The organism is Kribbella sp. NPDC051620, from assembly GCF_044453825.1.
Lineage (GTDB): Bacteria > Actinomycetota > Actinomycetes > Propionibacteriales > Kribbellaceae > Kribbella.
In genome coordinates this window covers 121,274-143,216 of sequence record NZ_JBITDB010000008.1, presented here as the reverse complement: position 1 = coordinate 143,216, position 21,943 = coordinate 121,274, and the positions used below count along the sequence as shown (strand labels likewise).

Annotated in this window: 24 protein-coding genes; 8 read left to right on the top strand and 16 right to left on the bottom strand. The window is 68.1% G+C overall.

Annotated elements, in window-relative coordinates; all coding sequences use genetic code 11:
• The first annotated feature begins 45 nt into the window (after positions 1-45).
• Entirely contained in the window at positions 46-645 is a 600-nt protein-coding gene (locus tag ACIA12_RS35655) for a TetR/AcrR family transcriptional regulator (protein ID WP_396371740.1), read from the top strand.
• Positions 642-1,751 carry a trans-sulfuration enzyme family protein gene (locus ACIA12_RS35650; protein ID WP_396371739.1) on the top strand — a complete coding sequence of 370 codons (1,110 nt, stop codon included), beginning with the start codon at positions 642-644 and terminating at the stop codon, positions 1,749-1,751. The genes ACIA12_RS35655 and ACIA12_RS35650 overlap by 4 nt, the downstream gene beginning before the upstream one ends.
• A 13-nt stretch (positions 1,752-1,764) precedes the next feature.
• Here ACIA12_RS35650 and ACIA12_RS35645 read toward each other — a convergent pair whose 3' ends face one another.
• The 4 genes from ACIA12_RS35645 to ACIA12_RS35630 are packed head-to-tail and all read right to left on the bottom strand — an operon-like array spanning position 1,765 to position 5,910.
• The gene (locus ACIA12_RS35645) at positions 1,765-2,760 is read right to left on the bottom strand and encodes a glutathione synthase (protein WP_396371738.1); all 996 of its coding nucleotides are present in this window, start codon (positions 2,758-2,760) and stop codon (positions 1,765-1,767) included.
• Entirely contained in the window at positions 2,757-3,938 is a 1,182-nt protein-coding gene (locus ACIA12_RS35640; RefSeq protein WP_396371737.1) for a flavohemoglobin expression-modulating QEGLA motif protein, read from the bottom strand. The genes ACIA12_RS35645 and ACIA12_RS35640 overlap by 4 nt, the downstream gene beginning before the upstream one ends.
• 32 nt (positions 3,939-3,970) lie before the next feature.
• Positions 3,971-5,131: an MFS transporter gene (locus ACIA12_RS35635; protein WP_396371735.1), complete on the bottom strand. Its 1,161-nt coding sequence runs from the start codon at positions 5,129-5,131 to the stop codon at positions 3,971-3,973.
• Positions 5,128-5,910 (bottom strand): DeoR/GlpR family DNA-binding transcription regulator, encoded by a 783-nt coding sequence (locus tag ACIA12_RS35630; RefSeq protein WP_396371733.1) that lies wholly within the window; start codon positions 5,908-5,910, stop codon positions 5,128-5,130. Before ACIA12_RS35630 ends, ACIA12_RS35635 begins: the two co-directional genes overlap by 4 nt.
• Before the next feature lie 81 nt (positions 5,911-5,991).
• Between ACIA12_RS35630 and ACIA12_RS35625 the strand changes: the two genes are divergently transcribed.
• Positions 5,992-7,152 (top strand): MFS transporter, encoded by a 1,161-nt coding sequence (locus tag ACIA12_RS35625; protein ID WP_396371732.1) that lies wholly within the window; start codon positions 5,992-5,994, stop codon positions 7,150-7,152.
• Here the strand turns inward: ACIA12_RS35625 and ACIA12_RS35620 are convergent.
• Both ACIA12_RS35620 and ACIA12_RS35615 read right to left on the bottom strand, forming a co-directional pair.
• Positions 7,111-7,932 carry an SMP-30/gluconolactonase/LRE family protein gene (locus ACIA12_RS35620; RefSeq protein WP_396371731.1) on the bottom strand — a complete coding sequence of 274 codons (822 nt, stop codon included), beginning with the start codon at positions 7,930-7,932 and terminating at the stop codon, positions 7,111-7,113. The genes ACIA12_RS35625 and ACIA12_RS35620 overlap by 42 nt on opposite strands.
• A gap of 35 nt (positions 7,933-7,967) precedes the next feature.
• Complete coding sequence (locus tag ACIA12_RS35615) at positions 7,968-8,765, bottom strand: class I SAM-dependent methyltransferase (RefSeq protein ID WP_396371730.1); 798 nt, start codon at positions 8,763-8,765, stop codon at positions 7,968-7,970.
• Between the two features lie 89 nt (positions 8,766-8,854).
• On the opposite strand from ACIA12_RS35615, the gene ACIA12_RS35610 reads away from it, so the two are divergent.
• On the top strand, positions 8,855-9,715 hold the full coding sequence (locus ACIA12_RS35610) for a MerR family transcriptional regulator (RefSeq protein ID WP_396371729.1): 861 nt from the start codon (positions 8,855-8,857) through the stop codon (positions 9,713-9,715).
• Positions 9,716-9,718: 3 nt separating this feature from the next.
• Here the strand turns inward: ACIA12_RS35610 and ACIA12_RS35605 are convergent, their stop codons facing one another.
• Complete coding sequence (locus tag ACIA12_RS35605; RefSeq protein WP_396371727.1) at positions 9,719-10,726, bottom strand: sugar phosphate isomerase/epimerase family protein; 1,008 nt, start codon at positions 10,724-10,726, stop codon at positions 9,719-9,721.
• Positions 10,727-10,744: 18 nt separating this feature from the next.
• Positions 10,745-11,881, bottom strand: coding sequence for a Gfo/Idh/MocA family protein (locus ACIA12_RS35600; RefSeq protein WP_396371725.1), 1,137 nt, complete (start codon positions 11,879-11,881; stop codon positions 10,745-10,747).
• Between the two features lie 73 nt (positions 11,882-11,954).
• Here ACIA12_RS35600 and ACIA12_RS35595 point away from each other — a divergent pair, with 73 nt between their 5' ends.
• Complete coding sequence (locus ACIA12_RS35595; RefSeq protein ID WP_396371724.1) at positions 11,955-13,088, top strand: ROK family protein; 1,134 nt, start codon at positions 11,955-11,957, stop codon at positions 13,086-13,088.
• A gap of 12 nt (positions 13,089-13,100) precedes the next feature.
• Here the strand turns inward: ACIA12_RS35595 and ACIA12_RS35590 are convergent, their stop codons facing one another.
• The 3 genes from ACIA12_RS35590 to ACIA12_RS35580 all read right to left on the bottom strand — a co-directional run bounded on the left by ACIA12_RS35590 (position 13,101) and on the right by ACIA12_RS35580 (position 15,307).
• Complete coding sequence (locus tag ACIA12_RS35590) at positions 13,101-13,421, bottom strand: hypothetical protein (RefSeq protein ID WP_396371722.1); 321 nt, start codon at positions 13,419-13,421, stop codon at positions 13,101-13,103.
• A 90-nt stretch (positions 13,422-13,511) separates the two neighbouring features.
• A complete protein-coding gene (locus ACIA12_RS35585) occupies positions 13,512-14,516 on the bottom strand; it encodes an NAD(P)H-dependent glycerol-3-phosphate dehydrogenase (RefSeq protein WP_396371721.1) in 1,005 nt (334 codons plus the stop codon).
• The gene (locus ACIA12_RS35580) at positions 14,513-15,307 is read right to left on the bottom strand and encodes a lysophospholipid acyltransferase family protein (RefSeq protein WP_396371719.1); all 795 of its coding nucleotides are present in this window, start codon (positions 15,305-15,307) and stop codon (positions 14,513-14,515) included. Before ACIA12_RS35580 ends, ACIA12_RS35585 begins: the two co-directional genes overlap by 4 nt.
• Before the next feature lie 16 nt (positions 15,308-15,323).
• Here ACIA12_RS35580 and cofC point away from each other — a divergent pair, with 16 nt between their 5' ends.
• Together cofC and ACIA12_RS35570 are read left to right on the top strand one after the other, a co-directional pair.
• On the top strand, positions 15,324-15,995 hold the full coding sequence (gene cofC, locus ACIA12_RS35575) for a 2-phospho-L-lactate guanylyltransferase (RefSeq protein WP_396371718.1): 672 nt from the start codon (positions 15,324-15,326) through the stop codon (positions 15,993-15,995).
• Positions 15,996-16,015: 20 nt separating this feature from the next.
• On the top strand, positions 16,016-16,222 hold the full coding sequence (locus ACIA12_RS35570) for a hypothetical protein (RefSeq protein WP_396371717.1): 207 nt from the start codon (positions 16,016-16,018) through the stop codon (positions 16,220-16,222).
• Between the two features lie 91 nt (positions 16,223-16,313).
• Here ACIA12_RS35570 and ACIA12_RS35565 read toward each other — a convergent pair whose 3' ends face one another.
• The 5 genes from ACIA12_RS35565 to leuC form a co-directional block, all read right to left on the bottom strand.
• Positions 16,314-16,898 (bottom strand): HU family DNA-binding protein, encoded by a 585-nt coding sequence (locus tag ACIA12_RS35565; RefSeq protein ID WP_396371715.1) that lies wholly within the window; start codon positions 16,896-16,898, stop codon positions 16,314-16,316.
• A gap of 235 nt (positions 16,899-17,133) precedes the next feature.
• On the bottom strand, positions 17,134-17,340 hold the full coding sequence (locus ACIA12_RS35560; protein WP_396371714.1) for a hypothetical protein: 207 nt from the start codon (positions 17,338-17,340) through the stop codon (positions 17,134-17,136).
• A 38-nt stretch (positions 17,341-17,378) separates the two neighbouring features.
• Complete coding sequence (gene corA, locus ACIA12_RS35555; RefSeq protein ID WP_396371713.1) at positions 17,379-18,545, bottom strand: magnesium/cobalt transporter CorA; 1,167 nt, start codon at positions 18,543-18,545, stop codon at positions 17,379-17,381.
• A 259-nt stretch (positions 18,546-18,804) separates the two neighbouring features.
• Entirely contained in the window at positions 18,805-19,404 is a 600-nt protein-coding gene (leuD, locus tag ACIA12_RS35550; protein WP_396371712.1) for a 3-isopropylmalate dehydratase small subunit, read from the bottom strand.
• A 13-nt stretch (positions 19,405-19,417) separates the two neighbouring features.
• The gene (gene leuC, locus ACIA12_RS35545; RefSeq protein ID WP_396371711.1) at positions 19,418-20,848 is read right to left on the bottom strand and encodes a 3-isopropylmalate dehydratase large subunit; all 1,431 of its coding nucleotides are present in this window, start codon (positions 20,846-20,848) and stop codon (positions 19,418-19,420) included.
• Positions 20,849-20,956: 108 nt separating this feature from the next.
• On the opposite strand from leuC, the gene ACIA12_RS35540 reads away from it, so the two are divergent.
• Positions 20,957-21,676 (top strand): IclR family transcriptional regulator, encoded by a 720-nt coding sequence (locus ACIA12_RS35540; protein ID WP_012922430.1) that lies wholly within the window; start codon positions 20,957-20,959, stop codon positions 21,674-21,676.
• Positions 21,677-21,943: the final 267 nt, after the last annotated feature.

The window sequence follows — 21,943 nt, the reverse complement described above, 5'->3', positions numbered from 1 at the left end:
TCGGATCCGTTACGCTGCCCGCACGTACTAACAAGGGGCACGGGCATGGGGCTTCGGGAGCTGAAGCGGGAACGCACCCGCCGGCTGATCTCGGACAAGGCGTTCGAACTGTTCACCGACCACGGCTTCGGCCGGACAACGGTCGAGCAGATCGCCGCGGCGGCGGAGGTCGGGCCGAGCACGCTCTACCGGTACTACTCGACCAAGGAGACGCTGGTCCTGGAGTTTGTCGAGGACAGCATGTTCGGGGCGCTGAACTGGTTCCGCGAACAGCCCGCCGAACTGGACCTGCCGGACGGCCTGCAGAGCGTCATCGAGCTGGTACTCGACCAGTTGGAGCGTAATCCCGACCGTGTCCGGGCCGTGTACGAACTGGCCGGGGCGACGCCGTCGGTCAGCGCACGCCTCGCCGAGGTGACCTGGCGCTGGCGCAACGAGCTGACCGTGGAGCTGGCCGGACGACTCGCCGGCGACTCGGTGGAGTTCACCGCGGCCCTCGCCGCTGGTGCGGTGATGAACATCATCGAGGTCGTCGTACAGACCTGGGTGGACAACCCGGACGGCACCGAGGTCAAGGACCTGGCGCACGAAGCGATGGGCCTGCTCCGCGGTGGCGGGATCCCGCTGCCTACAGTGCAGGCATGACGCCTGACCTGGACCCCTCGACCGTTGTCGTCCACGCCGGCCGCCCTTCCCGGGTACCGGATGCTCCGCTGGGTGAGTCGCCGGTCTTCAGTTCGACGTACATCGCGGGCGGGGACCGGGGGTACGGACGATTCGACAACGATGCCTGGGCCGCATTGGAGACAACCCTCGGAGCCCTCGAGGGCGGACGCGGCCTGAGCTTCGCCTCCGGTATGGCGGCCGCTGCGGCTGTTGGCGACCTGGTGCCGGTCGGTGGCCGGGTGGTTGCGCCGCAGCACGCCTATAGCGGAGTACTGGCTCTGCTGGACCAGCAGGCGGCCACTGGGCGGTTGACTGTCACGCGGGTGTCGGTCACTGATGCTGAGGCGGTGTCGGCGGCAGTCGCCGGGGCAGACATGCTGTGGATCGAGTCGCCGACCAACCCGGCGATGGAGGTCGCTGACATCCCACTGCTCGCCGCGGCCGGCCGTGCCGCGGGGGCGACGGTCGTCGTCGACAACACCTTCGCCACGCCGCTGTTGCAGCAGCCGCTGTCGATGGGTGCCGACATCGTGGTGCACTCGGCCACCAAGTTCATCGCCGGGCACTCTGACGTAGTACTGGGTGCTCTCGTCACCGCATCCGACGACCTCTGGACCGCCCTGGAGCTGCGCCGCCGAAGCCTCGGCGCGATCCCCGGCCCGATGGAAGCCTTCCTGGCCCTTCGCGGCCTCCGCACCTTGGCCCTGCGCCTGGAGCGAGCCCAGTCGAACGCAGCCTTCCTGGCCCAGCGCCTGCTTGAACACCCTCGGGTGAGCCGCGTCCGCTACCCCGGCCTGCCCGACGACCCCGGCCACGCCCTCGCCTCGAGCCAGATGTCCGGCTTCGGTGCGATCCTCGCCGTCGAGCTGGGCGGCGACGCCGCCTACGCCCAGAGAGTCTGCGAAAGCACCACCCTCTGGGTCCACGCGACCAGCCTCGGCGGCGTCGAGTCCATGCTCGAACGCCGCCGCCGCTGGGCCATCGAGGTCCCCACCATCCCCGAAGACCTGATCCGCCTGTCGGTAGGCATCGAACACCCGGCCGACCTCTGGTCCGACCTGGAACAAGCCCTCGACGGGGAGTAGCTCCCCGGCCCGCTCAGGCCGAGGCGACGCGCTGTTCCAGCGAGTCGATGATCGCCGGGGTGACGTCCACGTCGTAGAGCCGTTCGACGCTCTGCATGCCGCCGGGCGATTCGGCGTTGATCTCCACCACCTTGTCGCCGATGACGTCGATGCCGACGAAGGACAGGCCGTCGGCCACGAGCTTGCTGGTCATCGTCTCGACGATGGTGCGTTCCGCCGGGCCGATCTCGAGCGGGACGGAGCGGCCGCCCTTGCTGATGTTGGCTCTCGGGTCGTTGCCGGTGGGCACCCGGCGGAAGGCGGCCCGGGTGCCGTCGTGTTCCAGCAGCCGGCCGTCCAGCAGGAAGATCCGGGCGTCGCCGTTCTCGCCGCCGTCGACGAACTCCTGGATGATCGCGTAGCCGTCCTGCAGGACCGCCTCGGTCAGCTGGGCGAGGTTGGCCTCGTTCTCGCCCTCGACCAGGAACACGTTGCGGCCCTTGGCGCCGTACAGCGGCTTGACCACGCAGTGACCGACCTCGGCGGCGAAGCGTTCGATCGCGGCCGGATCGCGAGTCACCAGCGAGCGGGGCCGGATCGACGCGGGGAACTCCTCGAGATAGAGCTTGCTGGTGGCCCGGCCGAGGGAACGCGGGTCGTTCACCACCGTGACGCCGCGGGCCTGCAGCATCTGGCCGAAGACGACACCCATCGGGCTGGCCCACGGCCGGGCCTGCAGGTCCTCGATCGACTCGTTGCGCAGGAACAGGACGTCCAGGTCGTCCAGCACGATCGGTTCGGCGTCGCGCTCCTTGATCCGCTGCATGAACGACGCGAGCGTGTCATCGCGCTCGAAGACGGCGCGCGCGGCCCGCGCCATCAACTGTCCGGCGCTCTCGCCGAGCTCGACATCTCCGACGCCGACGTACCAGACCTCGTGCCCGCGCTGGGCCGCGGCCCGGGCGAGCCGGGTGGTCGTGTACTCGTCGATCTCGGTTTCCACTGCATTGACGAAGAAGGCAAGTCTCATGCCGCCACGTCTCCTTCGTAGAGGTCCGTGACCGACGCGCCGGCGCGCAGTCTGTCCAGCCGTTCCTGAGCGCCGGGCACGTCCAGCCAGCGCGGCCGGACCCATGGTTTCTCCAGTACTTCGCGGTCGAGCAGATCCTGGATCAGCGGGATGTGGTCCAGCGCCAGCTTGCCGACGAAGAGGACATCGAGATCGCTGCCCTCGGCGATCAGTTCGAGGATGCGGCTGATCCCGCGCAGATAGATCGCGTCCTTCACCGAGCCGCCGCCGACCACGACCCGGCTGGCGATCGACCACGCTGTCCTGGCCGGGATCCGGTGCTCGGCCCGCAACGACTCGAAGATCTCCAGGAAGTTCGCACCGTCCAGCATCTTGCCGACGGCAACGACCCGGCCCGCCAGCACCCGGAGCCGCCGCGGGTCCAGTCCGCCGGTCAGGTACTCCGCGAGCACGGCAAGCCCCTCCTGGGTCTCGTCGTAGCCAGGCAGTCCGATCGTGAGCAGTTGCAGAGGTTGCCGCGCGCCGTTCTGGTACGTGACGACATGCGTGCCGACCTCGTGGTGCAGCAACGGCTCGACCCGGTCCGCCCGGATGGTCGCGGTCTCGGGAATGAGCAACCGGCCGAACGACACCATCAGTTCGGAGACGTCGTCGCGTACGTCGAAGGACGCCGGGAACTCCGGATACACGGCGCGATAGCGCTCGAACTCAGCACGAGCCGCCTCCGCGAAAGCACCGGCCGTGACGCTGCTGGAGCTGGGCGCCTGGGGCGGAATCAGCTCCAGCAACTCCATCGCGGCAGCAGCGAGCGGTTCACCCACGGTGCCGTACAGCTGCAGCGATCCGTACACATAGCGTGAGGTGTCGCGATCCTCCAATGCCGTGAGCTGGCGGGCGATCTCGTCTCGTTTGGCCCGGAACAGGGTGTGCAACGCGGGGTCGGTGACGTTCTCGATCTCGAGGTCGTAGAGATCGCGGCGGACCAGGTCCGGCTCGAACTCCAGCGGTCTGAGCCGGAGGACGGGAGCCGTCGCGAAGTCGCTGCGCTCGAAGTCCGTCCAGGCCTCTGCCGCGTTCACCGGGGTGTTGTTGAGCAGCAGATCCAGACCACGTTCGAGTTCGGTCAGCCGGGCGTCGATCGCGAGCGCCGGGGCAAGTTCCTCGGTTGAAGAGCTCATCTAGAAGTCGTACCCAACGGCCCCCGCAACAATCAGCGTTTCATCACCGAGGCCGAAGTCACGGTGAGCACACAAAGAATCACCGGAAGAACGAAGGCGATGTTGAGGGGCATGAAATGAGTGAGGCCGCCGATCAGCGCGGGGCCGGCGAGAAGGCCGACGTAGCCGAGTCCTACGACCTTGGCCATCAGGGCTCCCGAGGCTCGGGGGTCCAGGTTGCCTGCTGCTGTGAAGAGTTGGGGAACGCCGCCGGAGAGGCCTAGACCAAACAGGGCCCAGCCCATCAGAGCGACCGGCACCCAGGGCACCACGATGACGGTGGTGAGGCCGATGGCGGCGAGCAAGGCGCCGTACCGGACGATGGCTGCTGGGCCGACGACAGCGGCGACACGGTCCGTGGCGAAGCGGCCGACTGTCATGGCGACGGCGAAAGCGCCGTACGCGTACGCCGCGGTGCTGGTCGACGTACCGAGGACGTCCCGGAACTGCAGCGCCGCCCAGTCATTGGCAACGCCCTCCGCAAGCATCAGCGCGAACGCCAGCGCCCCGAGCTTCCACACCAGCTTGCTGGGCGGCGCGACCCGCTCGGGCTCGTCCGCGGCGGCCTCCGGCTCGGCAGGCGCCTCGATCAGGAAGCGCCCCGCCGCCAGCGACACGACGATGACGACCACGCCGGACACGCTCAACGACACAGCAGTCGGTACGTCCGCCCTCAGCGCCGCTGCTCCGATCAGCGCCGCGAACGCCCCACCGATCGACCACATCGCATGGAAAGCAGCCATGATCGGCCGCGGATAGGCCCGCTCGACGACCACCGCCTGCGAGTTCATCGCGACATCGATCGACCCGTTGCCGAAACCGACCGCGAGCAGCGTCAGCCCGAGTGTCCACCAATTGTTGGCCAGCCCCGGACCGAACAACGAGATGCCCAGCAGTACGCCGGCCGCCGGCACCAGCCGACGTTGACCGAGCCGGTCAGCCAGCGGGCCTGCCACCTGCATCCCGATGAACGCGGCTCCACCCAGGACGAGCAGCAACAGCCCGAGCGTGCTGTGCGAGATACCGGTCGCCCGCTCGACGTTCGGGATGTGCACGACCCACATACCGACCGAGAAGCCGTTCAGGCCGAAGTAGATCCACGTTGCCACCCGGGCCGCGCGCGGTGGCGCGGCGGTGACGGTCTCGACGCTCAAGACAGCCCTTCTACAGATAGGTCCGCAACCTCGACCAGTACTCCGCGCTGCGCGAGCAACGTGCGGGACTCCTCGGGTGCGGTGGAATCGGTGATGATCAGATCGGGACGGTCGGCCGGACAGATGTACGCGAGCGCGGCCCGATCCCATTTGGCGCCATCGGCCAGCACCATCGATCGGGTGGCCACCGCCATCGCCTGCTGCTTCACCTCGGCGTCGCCAAGATCGAACGCGGTCATTCCCGCGTCGAGACTGAACGCACAGGGACTCAACACAGCGACGTCGAACCGCAACGCGCGCAGCGACGCCAGCGTGAGCGGCCCGATCATCGACAGCTCCCCCGGCCTCGGCTCACCACCGGGCATCAGCAGCCGCACGCGCGGAGCATCGATGAGCTCCTGCGCCACATGCAGCGACAACGGCATCACCGTCACCGCGCGATCGCGCAGCAACTTGGCGACCTCGAGTGCCGTCGTACCGCTGTCCAGCACGATCGTGTCGCCGTCCTTCAAGTGCTCGACCGCCGCCCGCGCGATCGCCTGCTTCGGGCCCAGATCAGCGGTCGCCCGCGCCGCGAAGGGCGGCTCGACCCCGGTCGGCATCGCGGCGATCGCGCCACCGTGGACGCGCTTCAGCACACCCTGCGCCGCGAGGTAGTCGAGATCGCGCCGGACGGTCATGTCCGAGGCGCCCGTCGCCGCCACCAGTTCGGCCACGCCGACCCGGCTCCCGGCCCTGAGATGCTCGACGATGACGCGTTGCCGTTCCGTACTCTTCACTGTGTGAAACTATCAGCCGATTGTTCGTTCAAACAATCGGTTTGTTTGAATGGTGGACTCTAGTGTGAGGTTGACGACCCAGTGAGCGAACTCCGCCAGGCCCGGTACGCCGTCGCAGCGGTCTTCTGCGTGCACGGTTCGGTGACGGGGTCGTTCGCGACCCGGGTGCCGTGGATCCAGGACCACGCGTCGTTGAGCCCCGGCCAGCTCGGCCTGGCGCTGGCCTTCCCGGCGATCGGCGCGTCGCTGTCCATGCCACTCGCCGCCCGGATCAGCCACCGTTTCGGCAGCCGGGCCGCCCTTCGGGGGCTGATCGCGCTCTGGACGCTCGCCCTCGTCCTACCGTCACTTGCGCCCAACCTGGTCACACTGTGCGCCGCCTTGTTCGTCTACGGCGCTACAGCCGGTATGGCCGACGTAGCGATGAACGCGATCGGGGTGGAGGTCGAGCAGCGGCTCGGCAAGTCGATCATGTCCGGCCTGCACGGCATGTGGAGCGTAGGGACACTGATCGGCTCCGGGATCGGCACACTGGCTGCGCACCTCGACGTGAGCGCCCAACTGCATCACGCGGTCGCTGCGGTAGTACTGACGGTGGCCGGTACTACGGCCTGCCACTGGGTGCTCAACCTGCGTCCGGCCGAGGACGAGGAGGCACCACCACGCTTCGCCCTGCCACCCAAGTCTGCTTGGTTGATCGGTGCGGTGGGCTTCTGTGCCGTCTTCGCCGAGGGTGCGAGCCTCGACTGGTCTGCGGTGTACCTGCGCGACATATTGAGCACCTCAGCCGGTGTGGCCGCTGCAGCCACTACTGGCTTCGCACTGACGATGGCAGCGGCTCGGATCGCCGGTGACGCGGTGGTCGATCGCTTTGGGGCGGTACGGACCGTGCGGATCAGTGGTGCGGTCGCCACGCTCGGCGGCGTACTAGTAGTGCTCGCTGGGCACCCGCTGGTCGCTATGGCCGGCTTTGGCCTGCTGGGGCTGGGCATTGCGGTCGTAGTACCGCTTGCGTTCGCCGCAGCCGGGCGTACCGGCCCCAACGCCAGCCAGGCGATCGCCGGCGTCGCCACGGTCACCTACACCGCCGGCCTGATCGCCCCATCGATCATCGGCGGCATCGCCCAGGCCAGCAACCTCACTGTCTCCTTCATCCTGGTGACAGTGCTCGCAACGGGCATCGCCGCCTTCTCCGCCGTACTACGGCCTGCCGGCGTGCGGGACGCTCACCTCGACAGTTGAGACGAGGCCGGTGCGGTCCGGGCTCAACATGTGTTCGAACCCACGCCACTGGGCGCTGAGCATGTACAGCGTGGTGCCATCGGAGCCACCGAGCACGCAGGAGAAGGCGCCGCGATCGAGGTCGACCGTCTCGAGCACCTCGCCGCCCTCCTGCACCCGGACACACCGTTGCGCAGGCACATCGGCGTACCAGACGGCGCCGTCCGCATCGAGGCAGATGCCGTCGGGGTGCCCGTCGTCGAGCTCGGCCCAGCTACGGCGGCCGGACAAGCTGCCGTCGGCCGCGATGTCGAAGGCGGTCAAGCACTGGCCGTGCGACTCGGCGACGATCAGCGTCGAGTCGTCGGGCGTGACCGCCATCCCGTTGCCGAACCTGATGCCGTCGGCAATCTGTCGGGCCTTGCCGTCCGGCGTCACGACGACAACGACTCCGGGCCGGGCGAAGTCGAACCAGCCGCCGTTGACGAAGACGTTGCCACGGCTGTCGACGACGATCTCGTTGAACAGGTCGGCCAGCCCGCTCAGGTCGGCGTACGGGACCAGCTCGTCGTCCTTCTGCCGGAACAGCGTCGCGCCGGCGATCACCAGCAAGGTGCCGTCGGGCGTCCAGTCGATCGAGAACGGGATCGTCTCCGGCGGCACGGTGACGACCACCTCACGCTCACCGTCGCCGCCGATCGCGAGCACCTCACCGGTGCCCCAGTTCGCGAGCCACAGCCGCCCGTCGTGCCAGCGCGCCGATTCGCCGTACCCGAGTCCGTCCACCAGAATCTTCGTCATACCTCTGGTACGAAGTGGGCGGCCGGATTTCGACATCAGCCGCGCCGGGCCGTCACGATCGCGTACTGATTGGAGACCTTGTAAGCCGCCGGGTCCTCGTTGATCTCCTGGACCGCGGCCAGCAACCGCCGCTCGAGCTCGGCCTGCAACTCGGCGCCGTCAGGGCGCGATGCCAACGCCTGCGCCGCGCTCACCGCCATCGGATGCTGCGCCGACTTCGCCAGGAACTCCTCGGCCGACTTCGCCGTGAGGTCCATCGACCGCCGCTCGACCTTCACCCCGAACCCGTACTTCGCGAAGGCCGCTCGCAACGCGTCCTCGTCATGCCAGGCAAGCGGCTCCGGGCCGGCCGGCTTCGGAGCGCCGAAGACCTCGGCCATGAACTTGCCGGCCGTACCGTTGATCGCCATCATCGAGCCGCCCGGAACCCACGAGGTCAACCGAATCAGCCCGTCCGGCGCCGTCACCCGGGTCATCTCCGCGATCGCCGCATCGGCGTCCGGCGCGAAGATCACCGCGAAGACAGACAGCAGCAGATCCGCGCCACCGTCAGCCACCGGGATCGAGGCAGCATCACCGACCACGAAGTCAGCCTGCACCCCGCGCTCGACAGCCCGCTTCCGGGCAACCTCCACCAACCTCGCGGCCGGGTCGACGCCAGTCACCACGGCGCCCCGCTCGGCAGCCAGCAGCGCCGCATTTCCTGTGCCGGTCCCCAGATCGACGACCCGCTTGCCGGCCAGTGGCTCCGACATCGCCACCACGATCTCGGAGATCGGCAACAGCGACTGCCCCGTCGGTTCGTACTGCCCCAGACCCCAGTCCAGCTCCACAGCCCACTCCCTCAACCCCGATGACGTGTCCGCCCCAGTAGACCACCCCTTGCAGTTGACACTGTGTGAAGCCGAAGAGTGAGAGGGCCATGATGAACATCGGAGAATTCGCCCGCCTCGGCGGCATCACCACCCGTATGCTGCGCCACTACGACGCGCTGGGCCTGCTCGTCCCTGCCCATGTCGACCCGCACAGCGCTCGTCGCTCGTACGACCTGGCGCAGCTGTCGACGCTCAATCGCCTGCTGGCGCTCAAAGGTCTCGGCTTCCGTTTGGACGAGATCGGCCCGTTGCTGGCCGAAGGTGTCGACCCAGCGGAATTGCACGGCATGCTGCGCCTGCGCGAGGCCGAGCTGGAGCGTCAGGTACGGCACCAGCGGCACACGCTCGACCGGGTGCGAGCGAGACTCCGACTGATCGAGCAGGAGACCCAGATGCCCGTCGAAACCAAACACCTCGAACCCATCACCCTCGCCGCCCTCTCAGCCGACTCCCCCGACGCCAGCCGCCAGCAAACAGGTGCCGTCGTCCAAACCCTCTTCGACCAGGTCATCGACCGCATGGAAGCCGCCGGCGCGGACCGCACAACCCCCATCGCCCGCTACCACCCCCATCCCACCACCACCCCGCACCCCACCAAGACCACAGCCACCGGCTCCCAGAGCAACGCGGACGGCGCGGGCGATCCCGCAGTGCGGGTGGTTGCGGGCTATGCGCTCTCCGGGGAGCCAGTGCCCGGCCTCGACAGCTATACGCTTCCGGCCACCGAGGTGGCAGCGGTCCTACATCGGGGGCCGATGAACACCATCTCCGTGGCATACCAGGAGCTCGCTCGGTGGGCTGAATCCACCGGGCGAGCTCCCACGACGTTCAGCTGGCGTGAGTACTATCTCGAGGCTCCTGGCGACGATCAGAGCGACTGGATCGTCGAGGTGCAGCTGGAGCTCTGACGGCTACTTGTCGGTGGCGAAGGCGTCGTCGAAGGAGCCTTCGGGCTTGTCGAAGGCCAGCGCGCGGATGGTGTTGACCGCCTCGGCGGCGCCGAGCTTGCGCTCCATCCCGGCGTCTTCCCACTCGACCGAGATCGGCCCTTCGTAGCCGATCGAGTTGAGCACCCGGAAGCAGTCCTCCCAGTTCACGTCGCCGTGGCCGGTCGAGTAGAAGTCCCAGCCGCGCCGCGGGTCACCCCACGGCAGGTGCGACCCGAGCCGACCGTTGCGCCCGCCGCCGACCCGCATCCGGGTGTCCTTGCAGTCGACGTGGTAGATCCGGTCCTTGAAGTCCCACAGGAATGCTGCCGGGTCGATGTCCTGCCAGACCATGTGGCTCGGGTCCCAGTTCAGCCCGAACGCCTCGCGATGCCCGATCGCCTCCAACGTCAGCGTCGTCGTCCAGTAGTCGTACGCGATCTCCGACGGGTGCACCTCGTGCGCGAACCGCACGCCGACCTCGTCGAACACGTCCAGGATCGGGTTCCACCGATCCGCGAAGTCCTTGTACCCCGCCTCTATCCGCTCGGCCGGTACCGGCGGGAACATCGCCACGTACTGCCAGATCGACGACCCGGTGAAGCCGATCACCGTCTTCACGCCGAGCTTCGCCGCGGCGCGAGCGGTGTTCTTCATGTCCTCGGCCGCTCGCTGCCGGACGCCCTCGGGATCGCCGTCGCCCCAGACCCGCGACGGCAGGATCGCCTGGTGCCGGAAGTCGATCGGGTCGTCGCAGATCGCCTGCCCGACCAGATGGTTGGAGATCGCGAAGACCTGCAGCCCGTGCCGCTTCAGGATCTCGTGCCGGCCGGCGATGTAGTCCGGATCGTCGATCGCCTGCTGGACGTCGAAGTGGTCACCGGAGCAGGCGATCTCGACGCCGTCGTATCCCCAGGAGGACGCCAGGCCGCAGACCTCCTCGAAGGGCAGGTCGGCCCACTGACCGGTGAACAGGGTGATCGGGCGTGGCATGTGCTGGCTCCTCGATGATCAGTCGTGCGATGAGGTCGTGGGGTTCAGTTCCCCGATGGTCGAGTTCTCGACCGGGGTCCAGACGCCGTCCGCGGCAGCGGACCGGAGTACGGCGTCGACGAGATGGGCGGAGCGGGCGCCGGCGGCGAAGTCGGGCAGGCCGTCGGGGTGGTCGCCGTCCAGCGCGGCCGCGTAGCTGTCGGCGACGAAGGAGTCGAAGGCATCCTGGTAGCCCTGCGCGTGACCGGCCGGCAGCCGGCTGATCCGCGCGGCGGGCGGGCTGAGAGTGTCCGGATCGCGGGTCAGCAACTGACTCGCCGCCCGCCGCCCGACCCACAGCCGATCCGGGTCTTCCTGATCGAAGCCGAAGCTCGACTCGGTCCCGGAGACCTCCAGATACAGCCGGTTCTTGCGACCCGCCGCGACCTGGCTGACCACCACCGTCCCGACCACACCGGCCACGGTACGAAACTGCGCGGTCGCCAGATCCTCGGTCCGTACTTCGGCCCCGCCCCGGTTGGCGCGAATCGTGCGGGTCTGCGCGCTCACGTCAGCGATCCGGTCGCCGGTGACGAACTCGGTCAGGTCGCACCAGTGCGAGCCGATGTCCGCGAACGCCCGCGACGGACCGCCCGCGGTGTCGTCGACCCGCCAGTTCTGATCGTTCGCACCCGCCAGCCAGTCCTGCAGATAGCTCCCGTGCAGGCTGGTGATCTGGCCGGCCTCGCCCTCGGCGATCCTGGTCCGCAGCTCCCGCACCATCGGGTGGTACCGGTAGACGAACGGCACCGTGGCGACCCGGCCGGCCTCCAGCGCGGCCGCGAGCAGGCCGGTCGCATCCTTGGCCGAGGTGGCCAGCGGCTTCTCGCAGATCACGTGTTTGCCCGCTTCGAGTGCTTGCAGGGTGACCGGCAGGTGCGTGTTGTTCGGCGTACAGACGTGGACGAGATCGATGTCGGCGGCAAGCAGCTCGCCGAGCGTCGCGAACCCGCGCTCGGCACCGGACGCCTCGGCCGCCGCCCCGGCCCGCTCTGGGCTGGACCCGACCGCGCCGACGATCTGGGCGCCCGCGACCAGCGCCGACCGCCCGTGCACGCGCCCCATGAAGCCGCCACCGACGATCCCGACCCTGAGCTTGCGCGCTGTGGTGGACATGACGGCGACGCTATGTTGAACTTTTGTTCCCCGTCAAGCAAAAGCCTGGCGATCCGCGACGAAAGTGCTGGCGATGAGCGAGTTCGGTCCCGCGCACGGAGTACTGCGGCTGCTGCTCGACGGGCAGCCGCGGACCCGGGCCGAGCTGATCGACCTGAGCGGACTCGGACGATCGACTGTCACCGGCCGGCTCGACGAGCTGGTCGCGGCGGGCTTCGTCGTACCGTCCGGCGAGGCGGCATCGAGCGGTGGCCGGCCGCCGGCTCGGTTCGCCTTCAACCCATCGGCACGATTGGTACTCGCGGCCGATGTCGGCGCAACCCACCTGTCGGTCGCGCTGACGGATCTGAGCGGCACGATCCTCCACAGCACCACCACGGCCCTCAACATCGCCGAAGGACCCGAGACCGTCCTCGCCGCCCTCGCCAGCACCGGCCGCGCCCTGCTCAAGCAGGCCAGGCGATCGGCCAAGGATCTGGCCGGCATCGGCGTCGGGCTGCCCGGCCCGGTCGAGCACAGCACCGGCCGCCCGAACCATCCACCGATCATGCCCGGCTGGGATTCGTACGACGTCGTCGGCCGGCTCACGAAAGAGTTCGGCTGCCCGGTCCTCGTCGACAACGACGTCAACCTGATGGCCCTCGGCGAGCACACCTTTCAGTACGCCGACGTCGAACACCTGCTGTTCGTCAAAGTCGCCACTGGAATCGGCGCCGGCGTCATCAGCGGCGGCCGTCTCCATCGAGGCGCCCAAGGCGCGGCCGGCGACATCGGCCACATCCAAGCCCCTGGTCACACCGAACCCTGCCGCTGCGGCAACACCGGCTGCCTGGAGGCCGTCGCCTCGGCCGCCGCGATCGCCACCCGACTCAGAGCCGCCGGCCTGCGAGCCAGAACCAGCCAGCAGGTAGTGGACCTGGTCCGCGCCGGCAACCCGATCGCCACCCAGGCAGTCCGCCAGGCAGGCCGCGAAATCGGCACCGTCCTGGCGGCCTGCGTCAGCCTGATCAACCCATCGGTGCTGGTGATCGGCGGCTCGCTGTCCCAGGCAGGCGACCACCTCCTGGCCGGCATCCGGGAAACCATCTACGCCAGATCGTTGCCCCTAGCCACCACCAACCTGAAGGTGGTCACCTCCCACACCGCCCACCGAGCAGCCCTGCACGGAGCAGCCGCGATGCTGCTTCAGCACACGCTGGCGTTGTAAGGCGCTAGCCGGTCAGCCGATGCACCGGCCGCCGGTGGAGACCTTCTTCAGGTAGTTCTCGTGGATGTAGGTGCGATCAGTGCGGCCCCAGACGATGCCGCCGCGATAGTGGTTCCACTCGATGTTCACGGTGATCTTCTGCCCGGTGTTCACCCAGGCGACGATGTGGTACGGCAGGCCGGCATCCGTCGGGTTGTCGTAGACCGGGACGCCAGTCGTCGTCACCACGCAGTCGTAGGTCGGAGCCGCCGACGCCGACGCCGCCGGTACCACGGTGCCGGCGGCGGCCAGCGCCACCCCGGCCACGGTTGTCACCCATCGCTTCGTGTTCACAGAACCTCCGTTGCTCGACCGATCTGGTCTGCTCCGGATCCTGCTGCACCGCCCTGCGGCGAACAATCCTTTCAACGACGACCGAAACGGCTATCCCCAGCGTTCGGACTTGGCTGACCTGGAGACGAGGCTGAAGAGCATGTCCTTGGGGGTCATCTCGCCGGCGACGACCTTGGTGACGTGTTCGGCGATGGGCATCTCGACGTCGTGGTGGTGGGCGAGTTCGGTGATCGAGGCGCAGGACTTGACGCCCTCGGCGACCTGACGGGTGGCGCCGGCGATCTCGGCCACCGTCATGCCCTGGCCTAGTTTTTCGCCGAAGGTCCGGTTGCGAGACAGCGGCGAGGAGCAGGTGGCGACCAGGTCGCCCAATCCGGCCAGGCCGGAGAAGGTGTGTTCGTCCGCGCCCAGCGCGGTACCCAGGCGGGCGGTCTCGACGAGGCCGCGCGTGATGACGGAGGCGCGCGCGTTGTCGCCGAAGCCCAGGCCGATGGCCATCCCGACGGCGAGCGCGATCACGTTCTTGGTGGCGCCGCCGAGTTCGCAGCCGATCACGTCGTTGTTCGTGTACGGACGGAAGGTCGGCGAATGGCAGAGCTTCTGCAGCCGGGCGGCCGTGCCCTCGTCGGCACACGCGACGACGGCCGCGGCGGGTTGTCCCTCGGCGATCTCGCGGGCCAGGTTCGGACCGGAGACGACGGCGATGCGCTCGGGGCCGGCGCCGGTGAGTTCGGCGATCACCTCGCTCATCCGCTTCGTAGTACCGACCTCGACGCCCTTCATCAGCGAGACCAGCGGTACCGCCGCCGGCAGTACGTCGGCCCAGTCGCGCAGGTTGTCCCGCAGGGACTGCGACGGTACGGCGAGCACGATCGCCTCGGCTCCGTCGGCGGCCAGCGCCGGGTCATGCGTTGCGGTGATGGCGTCCGGGAGCCGCAGACCAGGCAGGTAGTCGGGGTTCTCGTGCCGCGTGTTGATCGCCTCGCAGAGCGATTCGCGGCGTCCCCAGACGGACACCTGATTGCCGGCCTGGGCCAGGACGATGGCGAACGCGGTCCCCCAGGACCCCGCACCGAACACCGCAACCTTGGTCATCGACTCTCCCCATCCTCACGGTTCTTGTGCTTGCGCAAGTCGTAGAGCTCCTTCGGCGGCGTCTCGCCACGCAGTACGCCGAGCTCGCCGGCCACCCGCTGCATGATCACCTCGGTTGCCTCGTGCAACAGCTCGTTGGTGATCGGCTTGCCCTGGAAAGCACTCAGGTCGACCGGCTCCCCCGCGATCACCCGCATCGTCTTGCGCGGCAGCAACCGCACCCGCAGGCTGCCGTACGACGCGAACACCTCCTGCGCGCCCCAGTTCGCGATCGGGATCACCGGGCAGCCGGTCATCAGCGCGATCCGGGCAGCGCCGGTCTTACCGGTCATCGGCCAGTGGTCCGGGTCGCGGGTGATCGTTCCCTCGGGATAAACGCCGACGCACTCACCCTTCTCCACCGCGGCGACGGCGGCCCGGAACGCGTCCGCGGCCTCGGCCGAATCGCGATAGACCGGGATCTGCCCGGCGCTGGTGATGATCCGGCCGGCGATCGGCAGCTTGAACAGCGACGCCTTGCCGAGCAGCCGCGGAATCCGCCGGCATTCCCAGATGTAGAGCCCGAGCACGAACGGGTCGAAATGCGAGATGTGGTTCGTCACGAACACCATGCCACCGGTCCGCGGCACGTTCTCGCGGCCGCGGAAGTCCTGTTTGGTCCAGGTCAGCATGAAGGGTTTGACGATGGCGACCACCAGGCCGAACCAGAATCCGCGGCGTGGCCGGGGACCCTCGGTGGTGCGCTGGCCGTTCACTGCTGCCTCCTGGTGGCTGTGGTTGCCCTCGGTCATGGGAGAATCCTGCCTGATGGCAGACCTACAGGTCGCTCCCTGGACCCTGGTGATCCCGGTGAAGCGTACGGCGATCGCTAAGAGCCGGCTTGCTTCCGCCTACCCGCAGCACCGGCCAGAGCTCGCTCGTGCCTTCGCAGTCGACACTACTGCGGCCGCACTCGAGTCTCCTCTGGTCCGCGCCGTTCTGGTCGTCACGGATGACCCAGTGGTCGCAGCGGACGTCACTGCGATCGGCGCGCGCGTAGTACCGGACGTCGAAGGTGCTGGGCTCAATGGAGCTCTGGAGCATGGTGCGGCGTTCGCTGCCGTTGAATACCCCGGTACCGGAGTGGTGGCGCTGTCGGCCGACCTACCGGCTCTCAGAGCTTCCGAGCTGACTGCTGCCTTGGCAGCGTGCACAGCAGACCGCTGCTTCGTCATAGACGAGCCAGGGACCGGTACTACGATGCTCGCCGCCGCCCCTGGCGTCCCCTTGGATCCCCGCTTCGGTGTGGGCTCCGCGCAGGCCCACGAAGGCTCCGGCGCAGTGCCGATCGCGTTGGCCACCATCGAGTCGGTGCGACGCGACGTCGACACAGCAGCGGACCTGGCGCACGCAGTACAGCTAGGTGTCGGTGCCCGGACGGCTGACGTGATGTCGCTCGTGATGGGCGCAGCGACAGGCACTGAGGGCCTGGCCTGCTGAAAGGCCGCTACCGTAAGGGCATGCAAGCAACAGTCAGCCGCTACGACGCTGCTACGGCCTCTGGCGCCGTGTTGACGGATACCGGGATCGAGCTTCCCTTCGACGCCGAGGCTCTGGTCGATACTCCGGTGCGATTGCTTCGGCTCGGCCAGCGGGTCCGGCTGACCACAACAGGTTCGGGCGCCGGACTGGCGATCTCGGAGGTTCACTTCATCACCTTGCCGTAGGTGAAGAGACCAGCAACGGCGAAGGCCGGTCGCCCCTGGTGTGGGGAGACCGGCCTTCGCTAGTACAGCGGGTACTACAGGTGCTGACGGGTCAGCGGGCGGCTGCGCGCTTCGCCGGAGCCTTCTTGGCGGGGGCCTTCTTGGCCGGCGCCTTCTTGGCAACGGTCTTGGCCGGGGCCTTCTTCGCGACCGGGGCCGTCTTCTTGGCGGCGGCCTTGACCGGGGCCTTCTTGGCCGGGGCCTTCTTCGCAACCGTCTTGGTGGCAGCGGCCTTGGCCGGGGCCTTCTTGGCGGCGGCCTTGACCGGAGCGGCCTTCTTGGCCGGCGCGGCCGTCTTGGCCGGAGCAGCCTTGACGGCCGGGGCCGCCTTCGGTGCAACCAGCTTCGGCAGCTTCTTCGCACCGGAGACAACGGCCTTCAGCTCCGCACCGGCGCGGAACTTCGGAACCACGGTCTTCTTGGCGCGCTTGGTCTCGCCGGTCCGCGGGTTGCGGACCATCCGTGCACCGCGCTCGATGGCCTCGAAGGCCCCGAACCCGGTGATGGCGACCTTGCCGCCCTTCTTGGTCAGCTCGCGCTGGACGGTGTCGATGACCGACTCCAGGGCGTGCTGGGCCGAACGGCGATTTCCGTCGAAGTGCACTGCGAGCGCTTCGACCAACTGGCTCTTGTTCACTGTCTTCCCTCCGTGAACTCCTGCGTCGAGCACAGCGCTCGATCTTCCGTGAACGTTATGGACTCTTCGGCGTGTGCACAAACACCAACGCGGCAATTCGGCCTTGTTTCAGGCGATTTGGGCAAAATTTTCCCTCGAATCGCCTCTCACCCGGCTTCTGAATCCCTTCAGAGCAACGAACCGGCGCCAGACGGTGACGTCTGCCACAGCCTCGATCGCCACCTCCGTTGGGCTCTCAGCGCCGCTTTCCGGTCAGGCTCCGGGCCGCCGACCGGGCCGAATCAAGGCCCTTGGTCACCACGCTCTCGCCCTTGCGCGCCTTCAGTTCCGCACTGACCTTGCCCAGCAACCAGTCCAGCAAAGGCACCGCGATCGCCAGCACCACCCACATGATCAGCCGTCGCCGCAGGAACAACCACATCGTGTCCGCCTCCTTCGTCATTGGTTCGGACAGACCAGTGCCCCTCGGGCAAACGGACTCTAAAGCCAGCCGCGGCGCTTGAAGATCAGGTGCAGACCACCACAGACCATCGCCATCAGGCCGATCGCGAAGGGATAGCCGAACTGCCAGTGCAGCTCCGGCATCGAGTCGAAGTTCATCCCGTAGACGGTGCCGATCAGGGTCGGCGCGAACAGGATCGCTGCCCAGGCAGAGATCCGCTTCACCTCTTCGTTCTGGTCGTTGCTGGCGACGGTGAGGCTCTTCATCTCCTCGTTCTGCTGCTGGGCGACCAGGGTCGCGTTCACCGTCAGGATGTCGCGCAGCAGTTCGCGGAACGCGTCCACCCGCTCGACCACCTGGGTGACGTGGTCGGCCACGTCGCGCAGCGAGCGTTGCAGTTCCTCGTCGACGCCGTACTTGTCGAAGCCGGCCCGCAACGAGTCCAGCATGCCGACCAGCGGCCGGGTCGCGCGCTGGAACTCGATCACCTCACGGGACAACTCGTAGATGCGCCGCGACACCTTCGGATCGCCGCGGAACACCTCGGTCTCGATCTCGTCGATGTCGTTCTCCAGGCCGGCCACCACCGGCGCGTACCCGTCGACGACCTTGTCCATGATCGCGTAGAGAACAGCCTCGGTACCGCGCCGCAGCAACTCGGGATCGCGTTCGACCCGGCGCCGGACCGCGGCCAGGTTGGGCGCCTCGGCATGCCGGACCGTCACCACGAAGTCCGGGCCGACGAACACGTGCACCTCGCCGAACTCGACCTCCTCGGTCGCGTCCCGGTATCGAGCAGCCTTCAGTACTACGAACAACGTGTCGCCGTAGCGCTCGAGCTTCGGCCGCTGATGGGCCTGGATGGCGTCCTCGATCGCCAGCTCGTGCAGATCGAACTCCTGCGCCAGCGAGGTCAGCTCGCGCCGGTCAGGGCGGTACAGGCCGATCCAGGCAAGGCTTTTCGGCGACTCGTGCAGCACCTGGTAGGTGTCGGCCAGCGACTCCGGCGACGCGACCCGCGAGCCGTCGCAGTAGATCGCGCTGTCGACGACGCTGTGCCCTTTGGGCTTGGGGCCGGCCGGAGGGGTGGCCTTCTGCTCCAATGCGACCGGCTCGGCGGCAGTACCGGCGTACCGGCGGGCGGCGGCGCGCAGGGATGGGGTGCGGCTGAACGCACGCAGGGTGCGCAGGCGAATGTCGGACATGACAAGTCCTCCAGGTGCGAGGTGTGGGATCGATGGAAGAAACACATCGCCCAGCCCCGCGCCGCAGGTCACCCCGCGCTGGTACGCGACGGGGTGACCTGACCTGTCAGAAGAGGATTCAGCGCCTCAAGGCCGGACGAGATCCGTATGTCTGGAGGGTTCGCTGCTCATGGCGCCCCACCTCCAAGATCTCGTCGTGTCTTGTGCTGACAACTTCGCAAGGATAACACCGGAGTTATCGGTGTCGTTGTGCGATGCGTTACGCCTTCGCCGGCAGGGTGGCCGGCTTGAAGGCCGGCCGGGTCGCCTCGTACGCCGTGATGTCGGCCTCGTGGGACAAGGTGATGCCGACGTCGTCGAGCCCGTTCAGCAGCCGGTAGCGGGTGTAGTCGTCGATCTCGAACGGCGCCGAGACGTCCCCGGCCGAGATCGTCTTGTTCTCCAGGTCGACGGTCACCTTGGTACCGGGATCCTGCTCGACCGTGGCCCAGAGTTGGTCGACGACGTCCTGCTCGACGAGGGCCGCGAGCAACCCGGCCTTGCCCGAGTTGCCCCGGAAGATGTCGCCGAACCGCGATGCCACGACGACGCGGAACCCGTAGTCCATCAAGGCCCAGACGGCGTGCTCACGCGACGACCCGGTGCCGAAGTCCGGTCCGGCGACAAGCACCGAGACCCCTTCATACTCGGGCTGGTTCAGGACGAAGGTGGGATCGTTGCGCCAGGCAGCGAACAGTCCGTCCTCGAAACCGGTCCGGGTGACCCGCTTGAGGTAGACCGCCGGGATGATCTGGTCGGTGTCGACGTTGCTGCGCCGCAGCGGAACCGCGGTGCCGATGTGCTGGGTGAAGGCTTCCATGATTCCTTTGTCCTCAGACGTTCTCGGGTACGGCGATCTCGAGCGGCGGCAGGTCGGCCGGCGCCGCGAGAGTGCCCGTGACGGCGGTTGCGGCGGCGACCAGCGGCGAGACCAGGTGCGTCCGGCCGCCCTTGCCCTGGCGTCCTTCGAAGTTCCGGTTGGAGGTCGAGGCGCTGCGCTCGCCCGGGGCCAGCTGGTCCGGGTTCATCCCCAGGCACATCGAGCACCCCGCTCCACGCCACTCGGCGCCGGCGTTCTTGAAGATCACGTCCAGGCCTTCGGCCTCGGCCTGCAGCAGCACCCGGCCCGATCCCGGTACGACGAGCATCCGGGTGCCGTCGGCAACCTTCCGCCCGGCCAGTACGCCGGCGGCCGCGCGCAGGTCCTCGATCCGGCCGTTGGTGCAGGAGCCGAGGAAGACGGTGTCGACGTGCACCTCGCGCAGCGGCGTACCGGCGGTGAGGCCCATGTACTCCAGGGCGCGCTCGGCGGCGATCTTCTCGTTGGGCTCGTCGAAGTCGTCCGGCGACGGCACGTTGGCCGACAGCGGCGCGCCCTGACCGGGGTTGGTGCCCCAGGTGACGAACGGCGCGATGTCCTCGGCGCGCAACGCGATCTCCTTGTCGAAGGTCGCGTCCTCGTCGGTGGCCAGGCTGTTCCAGTACTCGACCGCGGCTTCCCAGTCGAGGCCCTGCGGCGCGTGCGGCTTGTCCTTCAGGTATGAGTACGTCGTCTCGTCCGGCGCGATCATGCCGGCCTTGGCGCCCCACTCGATCGACATGTTGCAGATCGTCATCCGGGCTTCCATCGACAACGCGCGGATCGCTTCGCCGCGGTACTCGACGATGTAGCCCTGGCCGCCACCGGTGCCGACCTGGGTGATCAGCGCGAGTACCAGGTCCTTGGCCGAGACACCGTCCGGCAGTACGCCGTCGACGGTGACCGCCATCGTCTTGGGGCGGGCCTGCATCAGCGTCTGGGTGGCGAGCACGTGCTCGACCTCGCTGGTACCGATGCCGAAGGCAATCGCGCCGAAAGCGCCGTGGGTGGAGGTGTGGCTGTCACCGCAGACCACCGTCATGCCGGGCTGGGTCAGGCCGAGCTGTGGGCCGATCACGTGCACGACGCCCTGGTCCGGGTCGCCGAGCTTGTGGATCCGGACGCCGAACTCCTCCGCGTTCTTGCGCAGTGTGTCCACCTGGGTTCGGGATGTGAGGTCCGCGATCGGCTTGTCGACGTCGAGGGTCGGGACGTTGTGGTCCTCGGTCGCGATGGTCAGATCCGGGCGGCGGACCTTCCGGCCGGCCAGCCGGAGGCCGTCGAACGCCTGCGGACTCGTCACCTCGTGCACGAGATGGAGATCGATGTAAAGGAGGTCGGGCTCTCCGTCGGCATGGCGCACGACGTGCGCATCCCAGACCTTTTCCGACAACGTCCTACCCATCAGATGCTCCTTCATGGTTTTGTGGGTGCTGTTCTCTCGCTCACAGTGCGCCGAGATCGGCTGCAGAAGCGACTTGCGTTCCACGATTCGAGACGGCAATATCGTCTCATGGACAACTCTAGCGGAGTCGGCGTTCTCGACAAAGCAGCTCTCGTTCTGTCCGCACTCGAGTCCGGACCGGCGACCCTGGCCGGACTCGTGGCGGCGACGGGACTGGCCCGGCCGACGGCACACAGGCTCGCTGTCGCTCTGGAGCACCACCGGTTGGTGGGTCGCGACATGCAGGGCCGCTTCGTGCTCGGGCCACGCCTGAGCGAGTTGGCCTCCGCTGCCGGTGAGGACCGACTGCTGGCGACAGCCGGTCCGGTGCTGGCGCGACTGCGCGACATCACTGGTGAGTCGGCGCAGTTGTTCCGCCGCCAGGGTGAGTACAGGGTCTGTGTCGCGGCCGCCGAGCGCCCGTCCGGCCTGCGCGACACCGTGCCGGTCGGCAGCCAGCTGACGATGGCCGCTGGATCCGCCGCTCAAATACTGCTTGCCTGGGAGGACCCGGAGCGGATGCACCGCGGCCTCCACAACGCCACCTTCAACGCGGCCGCCCTGGCCGGCGTACGCCGCCGTGGCTGGGCCCACTCGGTCGGCGAACGCGAGCAAGGCGTCGCCTCCGTCTCCGCTCCGGTCCGCTCCCCCTCCGGCAAGGTGATCGCCGCCGTCTCCGTCTCCGGCCCGATCGAACGCCTCTCCCGCCAGCCCGGCCGCATGCACGCCCCCGCCGTAATGGCCGCCGCCGAACGCCTCTCCGAAGCCCTCCGCCGCGCTTCCGAGTAGTCCTCTTCTGTACTGCGAACAGCCCGTCGCGTCCCCCGGCGGGCTGTTCCCTTTCCCCGCGCACTACACCGTTTCGGCGGTTAACCACCGAGCTTGTGGGTTGTCACCCGGGATTCCGGGGTGACAACCCACCATTTCGGTGGTTAACCGCCGAAATTGCGTGGGCGAGGGTAGGGGTTTCGGTTGTTGCTCAGTGGCGTGGGGTGCTTGCTGGTGGGAGTGGGGAGGATCACGATGAGTTGGGGGTACTGCTCTTCGGGAGGTACT

Excerpts from the sequence above, each read along its gene's own strand:
- ACIA12_RS35655 (WP_396371740.1), top strand. The coding sequence starts at position 46 with ATGGGGCTTCGGGAGCTGAAGCGGGAACGCACCCGCCGGCTGATCTCG.
- ACIA12_RS35650 (WP_396371739.1), top strand. The coding sequence starts at position 642 with ATGACGCCTGACCTGGACCCCTCGACCGTTGTCGTCCACGCCGGCCGC.
- ACIA12_RS35645 (WP_396371738.1), bottom strand. The coding sequence starts at position 2,760 with ATGAGACTTGCCTTCTTCGTCAATGCAGTGGAAACCGAGATCGACGAG.
- ACIA12_RS35640 (WP_396371737.1), bottom strand. The coding sequence starts at position 3,938 with ATGAGCTCTTCAACCGAGGAACTTGCCCCGGCGCTCGCGATCGACGCC.
- ACIA12_RS35620 (WP_396371731.1), bottom strand. The coding sequence starts at position 7,932 with ATGACGAAGATTCTGGTGGACGGACTCGGGTACGGCGAATCGGCGCGC.
- ACIA12_RS35610 (WP_396371729.1), top strand. The coding sequence starts at position 8,855 with ATGATGAACATCGGAGAATTCGCCCGCCTCGGCGGCATCACCACCCGT.
- ACIA12_RS35605 (WP_396371727.1), bottom strand. The coding sequence starts at position 10,726 with ATGCCACGCCCGATCACCCTGTTCACCGGTCAGTGGGCCGACCTGCCC.
- ACIA12_RS35600 (WP_396371725.1), bottom strand. The coding sequence starts at position 11,881 with ATGTCCACCACAGCGCGCAAGCTCAGGGTCGGGATCGTCGGTGGCGGC.
- ACIA12_RS35595 (WP_396371724.1), top strand. The coding sequence starts at position 11,955 with ATGAGCGAGTTCGGTCCCGCGCACGGAGTACTGCGGCTGCTGCTCGAC.
- ACIA12_RS35585 (WP_396371721.1), bottom strand. The coding sequence starts at position 14,516 with ATGACCAAGGTTGCGGTGTTCGGTGCGGGGTCCTGGGGGACCGCGTTC.
- ACIA12_RS35580 (WP_396371719.1), bottom strand. The coding sequence starts at position 15,307 with ATGACCGAGGGCAACCACAGCCACCAGGAGGCAGCAGTGAACGGCCAG.
- cofC (WP_396371718.1), top strand. The coding sequence starts at position 15,324 with ATGGCAGACCTACAGGTCGCTCCCTGGACCCTGGTGATCCCGGTGAAG.
- ACIA12_RS35570 (WP_396371717.1), top strand. The coding sequence starts at position 16,016 with ATGCAAGCAACAGTCAGCCGCTACGACGCTGCTACGGCCTCTGGCGCC.
- ACIA12_RS35560 (WP_396371714.1), bottom strand. The coding sequence starts at position 17,340 with ATGACGAAGGAGGCGGACACGATGTGGTTGTTCCTGCGGCGACGGCTG.
- corA (WP_396371713.1), bottom strand. The coding sequence starts at position 18,545 with ATGTCCGACATTCGCCTGCGCACCCTGCGTGCGTTCAGCCGCACCCCA.
- leuD (WP_396371712.1), bottom strand. The coding sequence starts at position 19,404 with ATGGAAGCCTTCACCCAGCACATCGGCACCGCGGTTCCGCTGCGGCGC.
- leuC (WP_396371711.1), bottom strand. The coding sequence starts at position 20,848 with ATGGGTAGGACGTTGTCGGAAAAGGTCTGGGATGCGCACGTCGTGCGC.
- ACIA12_RS35540 (WP_012922430.1), top strand. The coding sequence starts at position 20,957 with ATGGACAACTCTAGCGGAGTCGGCGTTCTCGACAAAGCAGCTCTCGTT.